At 69.0% G+C, this 15,628-nt stretch carries 16 protein-coding genes; 15 read left to right on the forward strand and 1 reads right to left on the reverse strand.

The window, feature by feature from the left end; translation table 11 throughout:
- Positions 1 to 97 precede the first annotated feature (97 nt).
- The 3 genes from AB0M22_RS18145 (at position 98) to AB0M22_RS18155 (ending at position 2,960) form a co-directional block, all read left to right on the forward strand.
- Positions 98 to 877: a cyclase family protein gene (locus AB0M22_RS18145; protein ID WP_364727656.1), complete on the forward strand. Its 780-nt coding sequence runs from the start codon at positions 98 to 100 to the stop codon at positions 875 to 877.
- Entirely contained in the window at positions 874 to 2,013 is a 1,140-nt protein-coding gene (locus AB0M22_RS18150) for an acyltransferase (protein WP_364727659.1), read from the forward strand. Before AB0M22_RS18145 ends, AB0M22_RS18150 begins: the two co-directional genes overlap by 4 nt.
- 119 nt (positions 2,014 to 2,132) lie before the next feature.
- Entirely contained in the window at positions 2,133 to 2,960 is an 828-nt protein-coding gene (locus tag AB0M22_RS18155; protein ID WP_364727662.1) for an NAD(P)H-binding protein, read from the forward strand.
- A 106-nt stretch (positions 2,961 to 3,066) separates the two neighbouring features.
- Here the strand turns inward: AB0M22_RS18155 and AB0M22_RS18160 are convergent, their stop codons facing one another.
- Positions 3,067 to 3,807, reverse strand: coding sequence for an AfsR/SARP family transcriptional regulator (locus AB0M22_RS18160; RefSeq protein WP_364727665.1), 741 nt, complete (start codon positions 3,805 to 3,807; stop codon positions 3,067 to 3,069).
- 577 nt (positions 3,808 to 4,384) lie between these two features.
- Here AB0M22_RS18160 and AB0M22_RS18165 point away from each other — a divergent pair.
- The 12 genes from AB0M22_RS18165 (at position 4,385) to AB0M22_RS18220 (ending at position 15,625) form a co-directional block, all read left to right on the forward strand.
- Positions 4,385 to 5,185: an NAD(P)H-binding protein gene (locus AB0M22_RS18165; protein WP_364727668.1), complete on the forward strand. Its 801-nt coding sequence runs from the start codon at positions 4,385 to 4,387 to the stop codon at positions 5,183 to 5,185.
- Between the two features lie 197 nt (positions 5,186 to 5,382).
- Positions 5,383 to 6,282: an alpha/beta fold hydrolase gene (locus tag AB0M22_RS18170; protein WP_364727671.1), complete on the forward strand. Its 900-nt coding sequence runs from the start codon at positions 5,383 to 5,385 to the stop codon at positions 6,280 to 6,282.
- Positions 6,283 to 6,418: 136 nt separating this feature from the next.
- Positions 6,419 to 6,862 carry a nuclear transport factor 2 family protein gene (locus AB0M22_RS18175; RefSeq protein ID WP_364727673.1) on the forward strand — a complete coding sequence of 148 codons (444 nt, stop codon included), beginning with the start codon at positions 6,419 to 6,421 and terminating at the stop codon, positions 6,860 to 6,862.
- Between the two features lie 52 nt (positions 6,863 to 6,914).
- A complete protein-coding gene (locus AB0M22_RS18180) occupies positions 6,915 to 7,667 on the forward strand; it encodes an SDR family oxidoreductase (protein WP_364727676.1) in 753 nt (250 codons plus the stop codon).
- 76 nt (positions 7,668 to 7,743) lie between these two features.
- Positions 7,744 to 8,097: an antibiotic biosynthesis monooxygenase family protein gene (locus AB0M22_RS18185; RefSeq protein WP_364727679.1), complete on the forward strand. Its 354-nt coding sequence runs from the start codon at positions 7,744 to 7,746 to the stop codon at positions 8,095 to 8,097.
- 32 nt (positions 8,098 to 8,129) lie between these two features.
- Positions 8,130 to 9,386: a beta-ketoacyl-[acyl-carrier-protein] synthase family protein gene (locus tag AB0M22_RS18190; RefSeq protein ID WP_364727682.1), complete on the forward strand. Its 1,257-nt coding sequence runs from the start codon at positions 8,130 to 8,132 to the stop codon at positions 9,384 to 9,386.
- A complete protein-coding gene (locus tag AB0M22_RS18195) occupies positions 9,383 to 10,633 on the forward strand; it encodes a ketosynthase chain-length factor (RefSeq protein WP_364727685.1) in 1,251 nt (416 codons plus the stop codon). Before AB0M22_RS18190 ends, AB0M22_RS18195 begins: the two co-directional genes overlap by 4 nt.
- A gap of 52 nt (positions 10,634 to 10,685) precedes the next feature.
- On the forward strand, positions 10,686 to 11,693 hold the full coding sequence (locus AB0M22_RS18200; RefSeq protein ID WP_364727688.1) for a hypothetical protein: 1,008 nt from the start codon (positions 10,686 to 10,688) through the stop codon (positions 11,691 to 11,693).
- Positions 11,694 to 11,708: 15 nt separating this feature from the next.
- Entirely contained in the window at positions 11,709 to 12,971 is a 1,263-nt protein-coding gene (locus tag AB0M22_RS18205) for an activator-dependent family glycosyltransferase (RefSeq protein ID WP_364727690.1), read from the forward strand.
- 15 nt (positions 12,972 to 12,986) lie between these two features.
- The gene (locus tag AB0M22_RS18210; protein ID WP_364727693.1) at positions 12,987 to 13,298 is read left to right on the forward strand and encodes a muconolactone Delta-isomerase family protein; all 312 of its coding nucleotides are present in this window, start codon (positions 12,987 to 12,989) and stop codon (positions 13,296 to 13,298) included.
- The gene (locus tag AB0M22_RS18215) at positions 13,295 to 14,455 is read left to right on the forward strand and encodes a class I SAM-dependent methyltransferase (RefSeq protein WP_364727695.1); all 1,161 of its coding nucleotides are present in this window, start codon (positions 13,295 to 13,297) and stop codon (positions 14,453 to 14,455) included. Before AB0M22_RS18210 ends, AB0M22_RS18215 begins: the two co-directional genes overlap by 4 nt.
- A 15-nt stretch (positions 14,456 to 14,470) precedes the next feature.
- Positions 14,471 to 15,625, forward strand: coding sequence for an aromatic ring-hydroxylating dioxygenase subunit alpha (locus AB0M22_RS18220; protein WP_364727697.1), 1,155 nt, complete (start codon positions 14,471 to 14,473; stop codon positions 15,623 to 15,625).
- Positions 15,626 to 15,628: the final 3 nt, after the last annotated feature.

The following is a 15,628-nucleotide window of genomic DNA, read 5'->3' on the forward strand; positions in this document are numbered from 1 at the left end:
CGCACCTGTGCTCGCCCGAACCTCCAGCGAAGTTCTAGGGCGCGCGACCACGCTCGATGATGCACGACTCACCGAACAGGGAGGAATTGGAGGGCGGATGCACATCATCGACCTGTCCTCGCCAGTGGACAGCGAGCAGTACGAACCCGATCCGGTGGAGCACACGGTGCTCACCCCGGCGGCCGGCGCTCGGCACATGAGCGAGGAGATGGCCGCGCACTTCGGGCTCGGCTTCGACGTGGACGACCTGCCCGACGGCGAGTTCCTCTCGCTGGACCGGCTGAGCCTGACCACGCACACCGGCACGCACGTGGACGCGCCGTCGCACTACGGCACCAGGGCGTCCTATCGAGAGGGCGGTCCGCGGCACATCGACGAGCTGCCGCTGGACTGGTTCCACCGCCCCGGCCTGGTGCTCGACCTGACCGACGCGCCGACCGGCGCGGTCGGCCGGGAGGCGCTCGAGCGGGAGTTCGACCGGATCGGCCGACTGCCCGAGCCGATGGACATCGTGCTGCTGCACACCGGCGCACAGCGACATCAGGGCTCGCCGAAGTACTTCACCGACTTCGCCGGACTGGACGGGCCCGCCACGAACTACCTGCTCGACCTGGGGGTGAAGGTGATCGGCACCGACGCGTTCAGCCTCGACGCGCCGTTCACCGACATCATCGCCCGCTACCGCGAGACCCGGGATCGCTCGGTGCTGTGGCCCGCCCACTTCGCCGGGCGCGACCGGGAGTACTGCCAGGTGGAGCGGCTGGCGAACCTGGAACTCCTACCGCCACACGGGTTCACGGTCGTGTGCTTCCCGATCAAGGTGGCGCGGGCGGGGGCGGGCTGGGCCAGAGCCGTTGCACTGGTGGATAAGTCGTGACCGTGGACGAGATCACCGCGCGCCGGATCTCCCGGCTGCCGTCGCTGACCGGGCTGCGCTGGATCGCCGCGCTGCTGGTGTTCACCACGCACGCCGCGTATCAACCCGGCCTGCTGCCGCCCGGCGGCGTCGCCGAGGGATTCATGCACGTGGTGAAGATGGGCGGCTATATCGGCGTCGGCTTCTTCTTCGTGCTCAGCGGATTCGTGCTCACCTGGTCGGCGCGCGAGCACGACACCCCGGCCCGGTTCTGGCGGCGGCGCTTCTTCAAGATCTATCCGAACCACTTCGTCGCGTTCCTGATCGCGGTCGGGCTGATGCTGCTGACCGGGCGGGAGATCATCGGCTGGGTGCAGCAGGTGTTGTTGCTGCACGCCTGGTGGCCGGACCTGGACGTGGCCTTCGGCGTGAACGACGTCAGCTGGTCGCTGTCGGTGGAGGCGCTGTTCTACCTGTCCTTCCCGTTGCTGATCGTGCTGGTGCGCAAGATCCGCCCGGATCGGCTGTGGTGGTGGGCGAGCGGGATCATGGCCGCGGTCGTGCTGATGCCGGTGATAGCGAAACTGTTGCCCGCACAGCCGCAGGTGTGGTGGGAAGCCACGCCGGAGTACGAGTACTGGTTCGTGTACGTGTTCCCGCCGGTGCGCGCGCTGGACTTCGTGCTCGGCATGGTGATGGCGCGGATCGTCATGGTCGGCGTCTGGCCGCGGGTGCGCGCGCTGTGGGCGGGCCTGGCGTTCGTCGCCGGATATCTGGCGGCGTCGTTCCTGCCGACCACGTTCGCGATCGTGGCGGCGACCATCGTGCCGCTCGCGTTCCTCATCCCGGCCGCGGCGGCCGCGGACATCGAGGGCAGACCCTCGTGGCTGGCCGGCCGGCCGATGGTCTGGCTGGGTGACGTCTCGTTCGCCTTCTATCTGCTGCACGAACTGGTCCTGTACAACATGTACCGGCTCTACGGCGACGAATTCCAGCCGACCCTCGCGCAAGCGATCGGACTGTGGGCGCTGAGCCTGGGCGGGACGGTGTTGTTGGCCTGGGGAATGCACCGGCTGGTGGAGCTGCCGATGCAACACCGGGTCTCCGGCCCGCGCAAACACAGCACGCCGCGGGAACCGAGGTCGGCGCCCTCCTGATCTACCCAGTGAAACTTTCTATATGCGAACGCCCCCCGTGCTTGGTTACAGTGTCCGAAAGAGCAGCCCAGGAGTACTCCGGGACGTATTCGCTTTCATTTCAAGGACATTGGAGAACTGTGAAGATTCTCGTGACCGGTGCCACCGGTTGGGTCGGCCGCAACTTGGTTGAGTTGCTCCTGACCGGCGGTGCCGAGGTCCGGGCACTGACCCGGCGTCCGGAGAGCGCCGAGTTACCCGCCGCGGTGGAGATCGTCGGCGGCGATCTGGAGAAACCCGAGAGTCTGTCGGGGGTGTTCGACGGCATCGATCGGCTCTACCTGATCTTGGCCGGCGAGACGACCGCTCCGGTGATCGACGCGGCCAAGCAGGCCGGCGTGCGGCGGGTGGTCACCCACTCCGCGTCGAGCGCGGGCTTCGGCAACGATCCGGGCGGCGAATACCATCGCGCGTTCGAGTCGGTGGTGGAGAATTCCGGGCTGGCCTGGACGCACGTGCGACCGGGCATGTTCGCGAACAACCTGCTGAGCTGGGCCGACCCGATCAAACGCACGGGGATCGTCCGACTGCCGTACGACAACGCGAGGCAGGCGCCGGTGGACGAACTGGACGTGGCGGCGGTCGCCGCGGCGGCGTTGCTGGACGACTCGCACGGGGGCAAGGCCTACACCCTGTCCGGCCCGGCGGCGCTGACCAAGACCGAGCAGTTCGCCGTGATCGGCGAGGCGATCGGAAAGGACGTGCGATTCGAGGAGATCACCCCCGAGCAGTGGCGTGCGGAAGGCAGCGAGCAATTCCCGGGGCACCTGATGGACTGGCTGCTGGCGTACTGGGAAAGGACGCTCGCCGATCCGGAGCCGGTGCTGCACGACATCGAACAGGTTCTCGGTCAGCCGGCGCGACCGCTGTCCGAGTGGGCCGGTCTGCACTCCGATGACTTCTGCTGACTGCTCGCCGATGGCGAAACTCGTTGTCCAAGTGGGGACGTGGACCAGGCTGTCCAGCATCCCCACTTGGGTGACGAACCGGGGTAACGGGGCTGTCCGCCCCGGTTCAGCGCAGCCGGGCGGAGGCGCCGGCCAGCATGGCGGGACGGGTGGTGAGGGTGAGGATGTCGGCGTCGTCGTCGACGCCGAGGATCGCCGCGTGCAATTCCTGGAGGCTGCGCTCCGGGTCCAGGCCCAGTTCGTTGACCAGGGTGACCCGCAAGCGGTGGAACACTTCCAAGGCCTGTGCCCGCCGTCCGCTCAGGTGCAGCGCGCGCATGTATTGCGCGTGCAGCCGTTCGTTGAGCGGGTGTTCGGCGCACAGCGCGGCGAGGCGGGACAGGACCTCGCGATAGCGACCGAGGCGAAGTTCGCCGTCGAGCATGTACTCGATGGTGACCAGCCTGGACTCGGACAGTTGCAGGGCCTTGGACTCCAGCACCCGGCCCGCGGCGATGTCCACCAGTGCAGGCCCCCGCCAGGTACGCAGCGCCGCGTCCAGGTCGGCGATGCCCTCTTCGTCGTTTCCGTTGGCCAGCGCGGCCAGTCCGGAATCGACCAGAGCCTCGTAGCGGTGCATGTCGAGCGCGTCCGGCTCGACGTGTAGCAGGTACCCGCCGGGGCGGGTGATCAGGATCTGCTTGGCTACCTCCGTTGCGGACATGCCGGTGACACCGACGAAATACTTGCGCAGATTGAGGACGTACGTCTGGAGCGTTGTGAGCCCGCTCGCCGGCGGCAGTTCATCCCACAGATCGGTGATCAGAGAGGAAACCGGTACCACCTGGTCCGAATGGACCAGCAGCATCGCCAATACGGTCCGCAATTTCGGAGCACTGGGGACGTTCGATTTCCCTTGATGCTCTACCGAAAGTGGACCGAGCACGCCAAATTCCATAATTCCCCCTAAACGGCGGCACCCTTTTGGCGGTACCTAGCCTCGAGAACTGGGGATTGGGTGGTCCCCATGGATCTTCGTTCCCCGGACCAAACTCCTGGTCGGTACTTTCCGACGCTATACCGATTTGCCCGGATTCGTCAACGGATGGCGGCGATGTCGAGCTGGCCTGTGTCCCTTGCTATCTGGGGCTTGACTCTGCACAGAACTCGCATCATCGGAGACCTGCCCCGCGGTTGCCGACCGTTGACTGCAAATGAAACAGGTTGCCGTGCAGGAGAATAGGAGAGAGGGATGGTACCTGGCAAAGTCATGTCGCGGACCGCGACACTGTGATTGGTTGTAGCGCAGTCGATTTGGGCACATCCGGAGCGATGCGTCCGTATGTGCGCCACAGTAGCGCGCCGACGGCCGCGGACCCGCCCGTGTCCTCGCGCTTCGCACTTTCTATGTGCGCGCGGACGGGTCGTCGGGCTAGCTTGGGGGCATGACGATTCTCGTAACAGGGGCTACCGGAAATATCGGCCGAAAGGTCGTGGACCACCTTGTGAAACTGGGGGCCGATGATATTCGCGCACTGTCGAACCACCCGGAACGCACCGCGTTCCCGCCCGAGGTCGAGGTGGTCAAGGGCTACCTCAAGCGGCCGGACTCGCTGCCCGCCGCCTTCGCCGGCATCGACCGGATGTACCTCGCACCGTCGCTCGAAACCGTCACCGAGGTAGTCGATCTGGCCCGCCAGGCCGGGATCGGGCACATCGTCGCGCTGTCCGGCGACGAGAACACCAACTGGCACCCCATCTCGCAGGCCGTCGACAAGTCGGGCGTCGACTACACCCACCTGTGGACGGGCGAGTTCATGGAGAACGCCACCGACTGGGCCGAGCAGATCCGCACCACCGGCGAAGTGCGCGAACCGTATCCGGCGTCGGGCAACGCGCCCATCGCCATGGACGACATCGCCAGGGTCGCGGCGACGATCCTGGTCGGCACCGGGCACATCGGCGCGACCTACACCCTCACCGGACCCGAAACCATCACCAGGGCACAGCGTTTGCAGTATCTGGCCGATGCGCTCGGTCGCGAGCTGACCTTCGTGACGGTGCCGCCGGAGGAGCTCATCGCGCAGCTCGAGCCGGCCATGGGCGACTACGCGGGGTACTTCGTCAACGGCCTCGCCACCCGGGTGGACAATCCGCAGCTCGCCACCAGCACGGTGGCCGACCTGACCGGGCACGCCACCACGTTCGCCACCTGGGCGGTGGAGAACGCCGACCTGTTCCGCTGAGTCGATCGGTCGGCGCGCGGCGCCGCGAGGCCCGTTCGACGGCCTCGCGGGTCGCCGCGCGCCGGCTGATCGGGGGACCCCACCGAAGTTCGAGCGTCCTTCGAACCGACCCTCTAGCCGGGTGCGAGAGGGTGGATCCGGGCCACACGAACGACTTCGGCTGAGTCGGGTCCCCTCAGAAAGGAAGCGTGAATTCCATGGCAGAACGCGTTGTCTCCACAGCTGATCTCCATCTGTGGACCGAAGACTTCGGCGACCCCGGCGACCCCCCGCTCCTGCTGCTCGGCGCGCACAGCTCGCGGGGCTGGCCCGACGAGTTCGTCGCCGAACTCGTCGCGCAGGGCCTGCACGTCATCCGGTACGACCACCGCGACACCGGGCGGACGGTGTCGCTGGACACGGCCCAGAACCCGTACACCTTCTACGAACTCGCCGCCGACGCGATCGCCGTGCTGGACGGGTGGGGCATCGACCGGGTCCACCTGGTCTGCTTCGCGCTGGGCGCGGCGACCGGGCAGCTCATGGCCATCGACTATCCGGACCGGCTGCGCAGCCTGACCATGACCGGCGCGGCCGCGCTGACCGTGGACTTCTTCACCAGCTGCGACTGCGCCTACAGCGGCGAGCCGACCCCGAGCGGGTTGCCCGCGCCGCGCCGCGAGGTGCTCGACCTGATCATGCAGTCGCCGATCCTCGACGACGTCGACGCCGAGCTGGACCGGCGGGTCGCGATGGCCAGGGCGATGTCCGGCTCGGTGCTGCCATTCGACCCCGCGGAGTTCCGGCGCTGGGAGGAGCGGGAGATCGCGCACTCCGGCATCGCCGGACGCAACACACCGAACATCGACGAGCGTGCCGACATCACCGACCGCGGTCCCGAATTGGCGCAGGTGCAAACGCCCACGCTGGTGATCCAGGGCCCGCTGGACCCGGTCCACCAGCCGCCGCACAGCGCGTTCCTCGCCGAGTCGATCCCGGGCGCGCAGTTGCTCGAAATCCCCGGCCTCGGCCACTCTTTCCCGTCCGCCGCCCATCCCGCGCTGGCGGCCGCGATCGCCGAGCACGTCCGGCGCGCGGAATCGGTCGCCGTCGCCTGATCTCCCACCGAAAGGACCCGCGCTCGGCGCGGGTCCTTTCTGATATCGGGTCCACCTCGGCCCGAGGGCTTCTCCAGTGGACTTCGACCGGGTGCCACCAGGTTTAGGGGACAGTCCAGTCGAGAGGCGGTAGGTCGTGAGTGCAGAGGTACGGGAGCAGACATACGCGGAGATCTGTGCCGAGGTGGAGCGGTTCTACGCCCGGCACGTCCAGCTGATGGACGAGGGCCGCGCCGAGGAGACCGCCGAGACCTTCACCGAGGACGGCACCATGGTCTCCCCGCCCAAGATCTCCACCCCGATCGTGGGGCGGGCGGCGCTGGCGGCCGGACTACGGGCCAACGCGGATCAGTTGAGCGCCGACGGCATTCGGTACCGGCGGTGCTACAGCACGATCGTGGTCGAGGTGCGCGCGGACGGGTCGGTGTTCGCCCGGTCCTACGTGCAGGTGGTCAAGACCGAGCGGGGCAAGGGGACGATCCTGCACGCCATGTGCGTGTGCGAGGACGTGCTCGTGCGCACGGACGGCGAATGGCTGCTCGCCGAGCGGGTGGTCACCCGCGACGACGAATCCGTCTGAGCGACAGCCGATCTCGACCGCGCTGCGAGTAGGCGTGCCTAGCTTCGAGGGCATGACCTCGAAACAGAGACGCGGTGTGATCATCACCGGCGGCGGGACCGGAATCGGACGGGCGCTGGCCCATGGCTACGCCGAGGAGCACGAAGTGCTCGTGGTGGGGCGCACGGAGTCCGCCCTGCGCGAGACGGCCGCCGGGCACGACCACATCCACGTGCTCGCGGCGGATATCACCGACCACGGTTCGGCCGAACTGGTGATCAAGACGGCACAGCGGGCGCTGGGCCGGGTCGATGTGCTGATCAACAACGCGGCGACCGCGGCCCCGGCCCCGCTCGCGCACATCGACCAGGCCGCCGTGCAGAGCGAGGTGGCGGTCAATCTGCTGGCCCCGATCTTCCTCACCCAGGCGGCGCTGGACGCGCTCGCCGAGACCCGCGGCACCGTGCTGAACATGAGCAGCTCCGGCGCGTCCGGCGGGCGCGCGTGGCCGGGGTTCTCCGGGTACGGGGCGACGAAGGTCGCGCTGGAGTTCCTCACCCGCACCTGGTCGGTCGAGCTTGCCCCGCAAGGCATTCGGGTGGTGGCGATCGCGGCCGGCGTCGTGGCGTCGGGCATGGGCGTGCGGATGGGGTCCACACCGGAGCAGTATCGCGACTTTCTCGCCGGCATCGCCGCCAGAACGCCCGCCGGACGGGTCGGGAAACCGGCCGAGATCACCTGGTGGGCAAGGCAATTGACGGCGCCCGAGGCGGAGTTCGCCACCGGTTCGGTAGTCGTCGTAGACGGAGGTTTGAGCCTGTTGTGAGTCCAGATTCGAGCCGGGCACGAGGCGCTCGGCGCACCGTTGGTGGCACATGGAAAACGATCTCAGGAGCAGCACGATGACAGCTTCGGCCCAGACCGCCAAGGACCGCTACGACGCCACCGGCAAGGGGGTGGTGACCTTCGTCAACACCTTCACGGTGACCAGCGACCCGCAGGATTTCGAGCGGGTGTTCGCCGACATCTCGGAGTTCATGGCCGCACAGCCGGGCTTCCTCCAGTTCACCCTGTCCAAGCACGTGGACGCCGCGCGCGGCCACGAGTACGTGAACATCGCGCTGTGGACCGACGTCCAGTCGTGGCGGGACGCGATCGCCGCGCCCGGCTTCGCCGACCACGCCAAGGAGATCCGGGCCAGGGCGACCAACGTCGCCAATCTTTACGAGCCGCGGCTGGAGTTCGTCAAGGCCTGACGCCGGCCCGCAACCGTAAGGGATGTCTGAAGATGAAACGTCGTGTCGTCATGACCGGCATCGGGGTCGTCGCGCCCGGTGGCACCGGTGCCAAGCCGTTCTGGGATCTGCTGTCGTCCGGCCGCACCGCGACGCGGCGGATCACCTCGTTCGACGCCGGGCGGTTCCGCTCGCAGGTGGCCGCCGAGTGTGACTTCGACCCGGTGGCCGAAGGCCTTACCCCGCAACAGATTCGGCGGATGGACCGGGCCGCGCAGCTGGCCGTGGTCAGCGCACGGGAGTGCCTGGCCGACAGCGGGGTGGACCCGGCCGGGCTCGACCCGGCCCGCACCGGGGTGGTGGTCGGCAGCGCGGTCGGCTGCACGATGGGCCTGGAGCAGGAGTACGTGGTGGTGTCCGACGGCGGGCGGCACTGGAACGTCGACGAGTCCTATGCGGTCGGGCATCTGTACAACCACTTCGTGCCCAGTTCGCTGGCGACCGAGGTGGCCTGGGAACTGGGCGCCGAGGGTCCGGTGGCGACCGTCTCCACCGGCTGCACCTCCGGGCTGGACTCGGTGGGGCACGCGGTCGAGCTGATCGCCGAGGGCTCGGCCGACGTGGTGGTCGGCGGCGCGACCGACGCGCCGATCTCGCCGATCACCCTGGCCTGCTTCGACGCGATCAAGGCGACCACGCCGCGCAACGACGATCCGGAGCACGCGTCGCGGCCGTTCGACCGCACCCGCAACGGTTTCGTGCTCGGCGAAGGCTCGGCGATGTTCGTCTTCGAGGAGTACGAGCACGCGCGCCGGCGCGGCGCACGGATCTACGCCGAGATCGCCGGGTACGCCACCCGCTGCAACGCCTATCACATGACCGGCCTGCGCCCCGACGGCGTGGAGATGGCCGAGGCCATCCGGTCGGCGATGGGTCAGGCCCGGGTGAATGCCGAGGACGTGGGCTATATCAATGCGCACGGCTCGGGCACCATGCAGAACGACCGGCACGAGACGGCCGCGTTCAAGCGCAGCCTCGGCGAGCACGCGTACCGGGTGCCGGTCAGTTCGATCAAGTCGATGATCGGGCACTCGCTGGGCGCCATCGGTTCGCTGGAGGTCGCCGCGTGCGCGCTGGCGATTCGCGATGGTCTGGTGCCGCCGACGGCGAACCTGCACGAGCCGGACCCGGAGTGCGACCTGGACTACGTGCCGCTGACCGCCCGCGAGGTGCCGCTGGACACGGTGCTGACCGTCGGCAGCGGGTTCGGCGGCTTCCAGAGCGCGATGATCTTGAAAAAAGTCGCATGAGGACGGTCATCACCGGCATGGGCGTGATCGCCCCGACCGGCTTGGACGTCGCCGAACATTGGGCGAATACCCTTGCGGGGCAACGAAAGATCGGGCGGATCACGGCGTTCGACCCATCCGGCTATTCGTCCACCCTGGCCGGCGAGGTCAGCGGTTTCACCGCCGCGGACCACCTGCCCGGGCGGCTGCTGCCGCAGACCGACCGGATGACCCAGCTGTCGCTGGTGGCCGCCGATCGCGCGCTGGCCGACTCGGCGGTGGACGGCACGGCCCTGGCCGGATTCGACGTCGGCGTGGTGACGGCGAGCTCGGCGGGCGGCTTCGAATTCGGCCACCGCGAGCTGGACAAGCTCTGGCGCAAGGGGCCGCAGCACGTCAGCGCCTACCAGTCGTTCGCCTGGTTCTACGCGGTGAACACCGGCCAGATCTCCATCCGGCACGGCATGCGCGGTCCCGGCGGCGTGCTGGTCACCGAGCAGGCGGGCGGGCTGGACGCGCTGGCGCTGGCGCGGCGGCGGGTGCGCGCGGGGCAGCCGGCGATGATGTGCGGGGCGGTGGACGGGTCGCTCTCGCCGTGGACCTGGGTCGCCCAGCTCACCAGCGGCCGGATCAGCACCTCCGCCGATCCCGCGCGTGCGTATCTGCCGTTCGACGCCGCGGCCTCCGGTCACGTGCCCGGCGACGGCGGGGCGCTGTTCGTGATGGAGTCGGCGGCATCCGCGACAGCGCGCGGTGTGGCGTCCTGGTACGGCGAAATAGCCGGCTACGCGGCCACTTTCGATCCGCCGCCGGGCTCGGACCGGCCGTCCACGCTGCGCCGCGCGATCGACGGCGCGCTGGCCGACGCCGGGCTCGAACCGGCCGAGGTGGACGTCGTGTTCGCCGACGCGGCGGGCACGCCGGAACTGGACCGGGTGGAGGCCGACGCCCTGCGCGCGGTATTCGGCCCGCACGGGGTTCCGGTCACCGCGCCCAAGACCATGACCGGCCGGCTCAGCAGCGGCGGCGCGGCGCTCGACGTCGCCACCGCGCTGCTGGCGATGCGCCACGGCGTTATCCCGGGTACCGCCGGCGTCACCGACCCGGTGCCCGAATACCAACTCGATCTGGTGACCGAGACCAGGGCGCTGCCGTTGTCGGTGGCGCTGGTGGTGGCCCGCGGTCACGGCGGCTTCAACGCCGCGATGGTGCTGACTACCCAGGGCCACCGCGGGATTCGACAAACCACTGACAAGGAGGCGGCATGAAGCAACTGCTGATCGCCCTGGTGCACGGCGAACCGGCCACCCAGGCCGCGTCATGACCCGCACCGACACCGACCTGGGCCGCCGGTTGCTCACCGAGCGCGGGATGCATTTCCTGTTCGCACACGGCGGCGACCCGTATGCCGTGCTGTTGCGCGCGGAGGACGAGGACACCGCGACGCTCACCGCCCGGATCAAGGAGCGCGGGCCGGTATATCGCAGCCGGCCCGGCGCCTGGGTGGTCAGCGATCCGGAACTCGCCGAGCAGGTGCGCACCGATCCGGGCTTCGGGACCGAACTGCCCGCCGGGCATGTGCTGGCGGAGGTGGACCCGTTCCCCGAGCCGGGGTGGACCGCGCCCGCCCCCACCGGCAACGTGCGGCTCGACGGGCTCGGCGCCCGGTTCGATCTGGTGCGCGACGTGTTGCGGCCTGCGGTCGCCGGGCTGGCCGCCGAGGTGCTGACCGTGCCGGGCGCAGACCTGTTGGCGTACAACGGATTCAGTGTCGCGGCAGGTCCGGCGGTGGACGCGGTGCTCTGCGCGCCCCGGCTGGCCGATGTCCGGGCGATCGTCGACGCTTGCGTCGGCCTGCGAAAGCTCGTGCCGGACAACGCTTTACTCCTTTCGGTCTTGGGCGTGGATCTCACGGTGACGCTCGCGGCGACGACGGCGCACCTGCTGCTCGCCGATCCGGCGCGCTGGCAAGCGTTGTCCGCCGATCCCGCGACCATCGGTGCGCTGCTGGACGACGTGCTCACCGAGCACCCGCCGATGCGACTGGACCGCCGAGTAGCCCGCGCGGACCTGCGCCTGGGCGCGGAACAGATCGCGGCGGGCGACGAGGTCGTCGTGCATGTCGGCGCGGCCGGAATCGGATTGCGCGGCGTGCCCCAGGTCGCGGCGTTCACCCGCGGCGCGGCGGCGACCGTCCTGGCCGCCGTGGCGGTCCGTTTTCCCGGGCTGCGGCTCGACGGCGCGCCGGTGCGCCGACTGCGTGCACCGGTGACGGGGGCCTTGGTTCGCCTGCCGGTCGCCGACTCGAATTCCCCGACCACTCACTGACGAGGAGCCGCCGCAATGCGTGTACTCATGACGTCCCTCGCGGTAGAAGCGCACTTCAACGGCACGGTGCCGCTGGCATGGGCGCTGCGCGCCGCCGGGCACGAGGTGCGCTTCGCCAGCCAGCCCGCGCTGACCCGGGCGATCACCCAGGCCGGGCTGACCGCCGTCCCGGTCGGCACCGACCACACCCATCACGAGATCGTGCGTGATCTGGGGGAGGAGTTGACCGGCTTCTACCGCGACATCGATTTCACCGGCGAACGCGGCGGCCCGCGCGATCGCAAGGCGGCCAACTCCTTGCTGACCGCGACGTTCTACGCGCAGGCCAACAACGACTCCATGGTGGACGAGCTGGTCGACTACGCCCGCTGGTGGCAGCCGGATCTGGTGATCTGGGAACCGTTCTCGTTCGCCGGCGGCGTCGCGGCCCGCGCCTGCCGCACCGCCGGCGCGCGATTGCTGTGGGGCCCAGATCTTTTCGGCCTGTCCCGGGAAGCGTTCCTGGCCGACACCGCCGCATTGCCGCCGGAACTGCGCGACGACGCGCTCGAGGAATGGCTGACCTGGACCCTCGCGCGACACGGCCTCGACTACGACGAGCGGGTCGTCACCGGCGACTTCACCATCGACCAGATGCCCGAGGGCGTGCGCCTGCCCAGCCTGAACGAGTCCGTGCCCATGCGGTACGTGCCCTACAACGGTGTGTCCGAGGTGCCGGATTGGCTGCGGGAAACGCCTGCGCGGCAACGGATCTGCCTGACCCTGGGCATCACCTCGCGGGACATGGCCTACCCGAACCTGATCTCCCCGGCCGAACTCTTCGACGCGGTCGCGGACCTGGACATCGAGATCGTGGCCACGCTGAACGCGGCCCAGGCGGCCGAGGTCGGCAAGCTTCCCGACAACACGCGGGTGGTGGACTTCGTGCCGCTGCACGCACTGATGCCCACCTGCGCGGCGATCATCCACCACGGCGGCGCGGGCACCTGGTCCACCGCGGCCGTGTACGGCGTGCCGCAGTTGGTGGTCGCGGGCATGTGGGACAACGTCTACCGCGCCCAGCGGCTCAGCGATCTCGGTGCGGGCCTTTATCTTCCGCCGCCCGAACTGGCCGGGAGCCGGCTGCGCGAGGGCGTGCTGCGGCTGCTCGACGAGCCCGCGTTCGGTGCGGGCGCGCTGGCCCTGCGCGACCGGATGCTGGCCGAGCCCAGTCCCGGCGAAGTCGTGCCAACCCTGGAAGCCGCCGCCGCCCGCTACGGCGCCCAACTGACGCACTAGAGAGAAGGAGCAATCATGGCTTTGTTTGCCGTCCTGGCCACGCAGGCCCCGGCCCCGGGGGAGGCGAAGGAGTTCCGCGAACGGCTCAGCGAGGGCTTCGCCTACACGCGAGCCCTGGTGGAGAAGGGCATCATCCGGCACAGCTGGATCCGGGTCGGTGCGTCCGGCGGGCTCAACATCTACGACGTGGCCTCGCACGAGGAGCTGCTGAGTGTGCTGTACGACAATCCGGTCAGCCCGCACCTGAAGTTCGAGGTGATCCCGCTGGCCACGCCCGGCGCCTTCGACAAGCTGGCGATCTGGAACAAGCCGGCCGAGCAGTCATGAGCGGGCTGCTGGACCGCCTGCTGCGCGCCGGCACCGCGTCGGATGCCGAGATCTCCTTGCTGGTCAAGGAATTGGGCGTGGACGCGGTGCTCACCGCGCTGATCGACGAGGTGCTGTTCCGCGCCTCGGTGCCGGCCAACCCGGATCCGGTGGACATCGCCCTGGACGTCACACACGAGAACGAGACCCGTCGCGTCGTATTCCGTTGCGTCGGTAGCGAACCCATCACCCGGCTGAGCACCGACGCACCGGGGGAGATCTGCCGCGAACTGGGCATGTCGCTGACCCACCTGGTCCGCCGCGTCTACGGCAGGCCGGACCAGCGTCGCACCGGCGACTTCAGCGATGTCTTCCTGCCCAGCCGCCCCGACGATCTGTCCCGGCTACCCGGCTTGGTCGTCTCGACCAGCCTCGCCTCCGGCGCGCTGATGACCGGGCTGACCATCCCGCGCCACGAACTGGGCGCGCTGTGCTCGGCATCCGGTTCGGACAAGTGGGCCAGCTTCCATTGGTACACAGGGCATTACGAACGCGAGTTCGCCCCGTATCGCGACGAGCCGTTGCGCATCCTGGAGATCGGCATCGGCGGTTTCGACGGCGACCTCGGCGGCGGTTCGCTGCGGATGTGGAAGCGATACTTCCACCGCGGCCAGGTGTTCGGCCTCGACCTGTTCGACAAGTCGGCGTTGAACCAGCCGCGGCAGACCGCGCTGGTCTGCGACCAGAGCGACCCGGCGGCGCTGACCGCGCTGGCCGCGGAGTACGGGCCGTTCGACATCGTCATCGATGACGGCAGTCACGAGAACGCGCACGTGCGAACGTCATTCGACGCGCTGTTCCCGCATGTGCGCCCCGGCGGGCTCTACGTCATCGAGGACATGCAGACCGCTTACATCCCGCGCATGGGCGGCACCGAGGGTCCGTCGGCGGGCCCCGACACCTCGATCGGCCTGATCAAGCGTCTGGTCGATGACCTGCACCATCACGAGCACACCCCCGGCGGCGTCCCGACCATGACCCAGCGCGACGTCGTGGGTGTGCGGGCCTACCGCAATATCGCCTTCGTCGAGAAGGGCACCAACGGCGAGGTCGGCATCCCGCCGTGGATGGACGACGCGGCGTGGGCGGCGCTGGGCGCTCACCCACCCACCGACTGAATCGGAGAGACCGCAGTGAACACAACCGTCCGAACCGGACCCATGCCCGACCAGTCGGTGGCCGAGCTGCTGGCCGACGTCCGCGGCTACGCGGAGCCCAACCCGCCCGCCCTGAGCCTGCCGCCGCAGATGTTCACCTCGCCGCAGGTGTACGAGCTGGAGCGGACACAGATCTTCCATCGCTCGTGGATCATGGTGGCGCACACCGATCAGCTGGCCGCGCCCGGCGATTACGTGGCGCTGTCCATCGCCGGCGAGCCGGTGGCGATCACCCGCGGCGCGGACGGGCAGCTGCACGGAATATCGCCGGTGTGCCGGCACCGGGCGATGCCGCTGGTCGAGCCGGGCGAGGGCACGGTGAAGGATTTCACCTGCTCCTATCACCTGTGGCGCTACAACCTGGACGGCACGCTGCGCGCGGCCACCTACATGCGCGACAACCCCGACTTCGACCCGGCCAACTGCCGCCTGCCTGGTTTCGCGGTGCGCGAGTGGCACGGCCTGGTGTTCGTCAACCTCGACGCGGAGGCCCGTTCGTTCGAGCCGGATCTGGCCATCGTCGAGACCGAGATGACCAACTACCGGCTCGACGACATGGTCCAGGTGAGCCACTGGACCGAGGAGTGGGGCTGCAACTGGAAGGTCGCGGTCGAGAACGGGTACGAGAACTACCACGCCATCGGCCTGCACCCGGAAACCGTGCGCCCGTTGATGACCGGCGGCATCGACATGACCGTGCACCTGGATTCGCCGTGGGTGGCCCGGCTGCTCAGCGCGGCGGGCACCCCGTTCGAGGCGCCGATCCTGCCGCTCACCGAGGCCGAGCGGTCGGTCATGTACAGCTACCGGATGTTCCCGTGCGGCGCGGTGGCGACCTTCGGCGAATCCATCGCCTGGATCAGCATCATCCCGCTGTCGCTGGATCGCACCCAGGTCCGCGGCGGCACCCTGGTGCCGCGCCAAGCGCTGGAGCACGTCTCGCTCGAGGTGATGCGCAAGGAGATCGAGTCGATCACCAGCGTCATCAACGCCGAGGACCAGGCGGGCATGGAGGCGGTGCAGCGCACCCTCGATTCCCGCTTCATCGAGCGCGGCCATCTGAGTCCCAAGGAACCCGGCGTGCTCGCGTTCTACCGCCAGCTCGCGCTCGCACTCACCCAGGAGGCCTGACCC

It is taken from the genome of Nocardia sp. NPDC051756 (assembly GCF_040681495.1).
In the GTDB taxonomy this organism is placed as follows: Bacteria; Actinomycetota; Actinomycetes; order Mycobacteriales; family Mycobacteriaceae; genus Nocardia.

What these genes read in the sequence shown, in the direction of transcription:
- AB0M22_RS18185 (WP_364727679.1), top strand. Translation starts at nt 7,744, where the DNA reads ATGACAGCTTCGGCCCAGACCGCCAAGGACCGCTACGACGCCACCGGC.
- AB0M22_RS18215 (WP_364727695.1), top strand. Translation starts at nt 13,295, where the DNA reads ATGAGCGGGCTGCTGGACCGCCTGCTGCGCGCCGGCACCGCGTCGGAT.
- AB0M22_RS18165 (WP_364727668.1), top strand. Translation starts at nt 4,385, where the DNA reads ATGACGATTCTCGTAACAGGGGCTACCGGAAATATCGGCCGAAAGGTC.
- AB0M22_RS18195 (WP_364727685.1), top strand. Translation starts at nt 9,383, where the DNA reads ATGAGGACGGTCATCACCGGCATGGGCGTGATCGCCCCGACCGGCTTG.
- AB0M22_RS18200 (WP_364727688.1), top strand. Translation starts at nt 10,686, where the DNA reads ATGACCCGCACCGACACCGACCTGGGCCGCCGGTTGCTCACCGAGCGC.
- AB0M22_RS18190 (WP_364727682.1), top strand. Translation starts at nt 8,130, where the DNA reads ATGAAACGTCGTGTCGTCATGACCGGCATCGGGGTCGTCGCGCCCGGT.
- AB0M22_RS18210 (WP_364727693.1), top strand. Translation starts at nt 12,987, where the DNA reads ATGGCTTTGTTTGCCGTCCTGGCCACGCAGGCCCCGGCCCCGGGGGAG.
- AB0M22_RS18160 (WP_364727665.1), bottom strand. Translation starts at nt 3,807, where the DNA reads ATGCTGCTGGTCCATTCGGACCAGGTGGTACCGGTTTCCTCTCTGATC.
- AB0M22_RS18205 (WP_364727690.1), top strand. Translation starts at nt 11,709, where the DNA reads ATGCGTGTACTCATGACGTCCCTCGCGGTAGAAGCGCACTTCAACGGC.
- AB0M22_RS18180 (WP_364727676.1), top strand. Translation starts at nt 6,915, where the DNA reads ATGACCTCGAAACAGAGACGCGGTGTGATCATCACCGGCGGCGGGACC.
- AB0M22_RS18170 (WP_364727671.1), top strand. Translation starts at nt 5,383, where the DNA reads ATGGCAGAACGCGTTGTCTCCACAGCTGATCTCCATCTGTGGACCGAA.
- AB0M22_RS18145 (WP_364727656.1), top strand. Translation starts at nt 98, where the DNA reads ATGCACATCATCGACCTGTCCTCGCCAGTGGACAGCGAGCAGTACGAA.